Source organism: Caenispirillum bisanense (genome assembly GCF_039523075.1).
In the GTDB taxonomy this organism is placed as follows: Bacteria; Pseudomonadota; Alphaproteobacteria; order Rhodospirillales; family Rhodospirillaceae; genus Caenispirillum; species Caenispirillum bisanense.
The window spans coordinates 1-2,769 of sequence record NZ_BAAAEP010000113.1 but is presented as its reverse complement, the minus strand read 5'-3'; the positions used below and the strand labels follow the sequence as shown (position 1 = coordinate 2,769).

Genomic DNA, 2,769 nt, shown 5'->3' with positions numbered 1-2,769 from the left:
TTCCCGGCATTGCGCCGAACATCATCCTCGGTCTCGGGCTCTATGTCGGCACCATGTCCGCCGTGAGCGACATGGCCGACCGGCAGCTTCGAGCCCACTGGGCGGCCCCGCGAACCGGGGAGGTGCCGGCATGATGAAGGAAGAAATCAAACATGAGGTCGGGATGACCGATCCGGCGATGTTGCAGTGGCTGCGGCATGCCCTCGACACGGCGTTGCGGCATGATCCAGTGGATGTAGCAAATGACGCGGAGATCCTGGCCGCCACCCTGGCGGAGCGGTGCGAGAGGAAATTAGCCACCTCAAGAGCAGATCAAGCGGTCCTAACCCATCAAGATGACAATCATCAAGATGGCGACCATGGCGAAAGCAACGCCGTAGGAGAACGCCTTGAACCACCGTTGCGCCGAGAGATGGTACCCGAAGGCGAGAACACCAGCGATGGCGGGAATGGCGAGGTATTCCCAGTTCGAAGGGAGCGTAGCGAAAACCTCTGTAATGCTCTTCGTCCCTCCGATCCCCTATGCAAGCCCCTCGCCATCAGTGGATCATGCTTGGCCATACCCACTGTCACGGGTCTGGCCGGGATGGCCATCATCCCATTCCTGCCGGGCACCCTACCACTCGACCGCCTCGCGCTTCTCATGGTGGTGATGGCGGCGACCTATGCCGCTTTCAGCGGTATAGTCCTTCTTGTCCTGGTTGTCGAACGCCGCCTGCTTGCCCTGAGAGGCAAACCCGCGACGAAAGGGCTCGCAGGTATCTTCCTCGCCCCGCTTGAACGGCATGGCATAGGGCTATTGGCCCAGCCTCGTATGGCGGTCGCCATGATCGCCTCCATCTTCGCCATTCTGCCAGGAATTCCCCTGGATGTTGCGCTCGGCCTTGGCTTCTATGTCGGCACCATATCCGCCGTGAGCGACATGGCCGACCGGCAGCTTCGAGCCCACCGGGCGGCCCTGCGGCCTGGGGAAGTGCCAGAATGACGCTCTCTCCCTCCTTCCCCCTGCGGCCCCGCCTGCGCCTGCCGGTCTGGGCCGCCGATACCGGGGCGCCCGGCTGCCACGTCGCGATCCTCGGCGCCGGCCGTATCGGCCTGACCGAGATCCCCATGCCAACGCTGATGGTGCGCCGCGACGGCGACCAGCTGGTCGCCCATGGTCCTGACGACGGCGGCCGCCTGCAGGTGCGTCTGCCGGCGGCGCCGCTGATGGAGCTGTCGGTGCTGATCACCTGGACCCTGCCGGCGCAGGCGCTGCTGATCGAGCACGACATCGTCACCACCTTTCACCCCGAAGCCGGTGGCCTGACCTTCGGCCTCTCCGGCCTCGGCGCCGTCGACCTCACCGCCACCCCGCCGCCGCCGGCCGGCGACAGCACCCTGCTGCGGTTGCTGGAGCGGCGGGTGCTCCAGGCCGGCCCCAAGGCGGCGCCGAAGGTGAGCCCCCACATCTCGAAGGCTTCATAGGGAGCGACATCCATGGACGACAAAGACCTGGCGCTACGCACTCAAGGCATCGAAATTATTATCGACATCGACCCCGGGCCAGGCGGTGGAAAGGGCTCCCGGTCCCTGCCGATCTTCGCCCTTCAGGCTGGAGAGACGCGCTTTGCCCTGGATACAGCGGAGGTGATCCGCTGCATCCGCGCCGCCAGCGATGCCGGCATCGTGCCGCCGGTTCCAGCCGGCTGGGGCTCGCTCCCCACGGGGCTTCGAGACGAAGCCATCCCGCTTGACCAAGTCCCCGTCCTCGCCAACCCCGCCACCGTCGAGGCGCTGGTAGAGGACACCTGCCCCCACCATGGCATCCATGCCTATTTCGTCGCGCGGCTGGACCAGGGCGGCACCCTTCCGCTCGATCTTCCGACCGTCCTTCAATGCCTGTGGCTCGCACAATCCCAGGGCGCCTTCGATCCGCTTTCAACGGCGTGGTGGAATACCATCGTCATGGATCATGACCTGTCCTGGGTCATGCCATGACGCCGCCCTCGAATCAGACGACGCCGCGACACTGGCGGCCCCGCTCCACTACCTCTAAAATCATCACCAGAAGGACCACCACACCCATGGGAGACCCACCATGCCGAAGAGCTACCTGAGCGAGGCCGAGAAGGCCGGTATGAGCGAGAACTGCGCCATCCTGGCCGAATCGGTGGCTGCCGGAAAGGCAGGCGACGAAGAGGCCGCTTGGCAGTGGCTGGCGCTGGCGGAACTGCCGGCTCACTCGCTGCTGTCGGCCAAGAAGCGGAACGGCGCCGACTGGATTCGCGCCAAGGGACTGAGAACGGATACGGCGGAGAAGGCTTATGGAAAAGACTGGTTGGATCGCAATATTTGATCGCCTCCTCCTGGCGGAAGACGGGCTGATGCTGGAGCGTGGCCGGACCCCTCCAGCCCTCCGGCTCCAGGAGACACGCAGTGACTTGCTCAATCAGGTGAAGGCCGTTGGCAAAAGCGGCGACCTTGATCTGATCCTCTCGGTGGAGCGCACTTTCCTCCAGAACGACCTCGACCGCCACGCCAACAGCAAGGGCATGGCCGACAGTCTGGTGGCCGCTCTCACTGATCTTGAGATCGCTGAAAAGCATGTGACCCTGGTCCGAGACCCGGCAGCCTACCAAGCCATTGACGCCGGCCACAGTCGGGGGAGAAACCGCCTCCCCAAGGGCAACACGGAAAGCGTCCCCAACGACGAAGCCCGCCAATTCTTCAAGTCCCACGCCACCCGCCTGCTGAACCAGGACCGCTCCCGCCTCGACCCCGAGGAAA

Annotated in this window: 5 protein-coding genes; all 5 read left to right on the top strand. The window is 64.6% G+C overall.

Going from position 1 to position 2,769, the window contains the following annotated elements; all coding sequences use genetic code 11:
• Positions 1–130 precede the first annotated feature (130 nt).
• Positions 131–985, top strand: a complete 855-nt coding sequence (locus tag ABD056_RS22625; protein ID WP_343870550.1) for a hypothetical protein — start codon at positions 131–133, stop codon at positions 983–985.
• Positions 982–1,467, top strand: a complete 486-nt coding sequence (locus ABD056_RS22620) for a hypothetical protein (RefSeq protein WP_343870549.1) — start codon at positions 982–984, stop codon at positions 1,465–1,467. The genes ABD056_RS22625 and ABD056_RS22620 overlap by 4 nt, the downstream gene beginning before the upstream one ends.
• A 12-nt stretch (positions 1,468–1,479) precedes the next feature.
• Complete coding sequence (locus ABD056_RS22615; protein ID WP_343870547.1) at positions 1,480–1,980, top strand: hypothetical protein; 501 nt, start codon at positions 1,480–1,482, stop codon at positions 1,978–1,980.
• A gap of 100 nt (positions 1,981–2,080) precedes the next feature.
• On the top strand, positions 2,081–2,338 hold the full coding sequence (locus ABD056_RS22610) for a hypothetical protein (RefSeq protein WP_343870545.1): 258 nt from the start codon (positions 2,081–2,083) through the stop codon (positions 2,336–2,338).
• Positions 2,339–2,366: 28 nt separating this feature from the next.
• On the top strand, positions 2,367–2,769 hold a 403-nt coding region (locus ABD056_RS22605), incomplete at its 3' end, for a hypothetical protein (protein ID WP_343870543.1).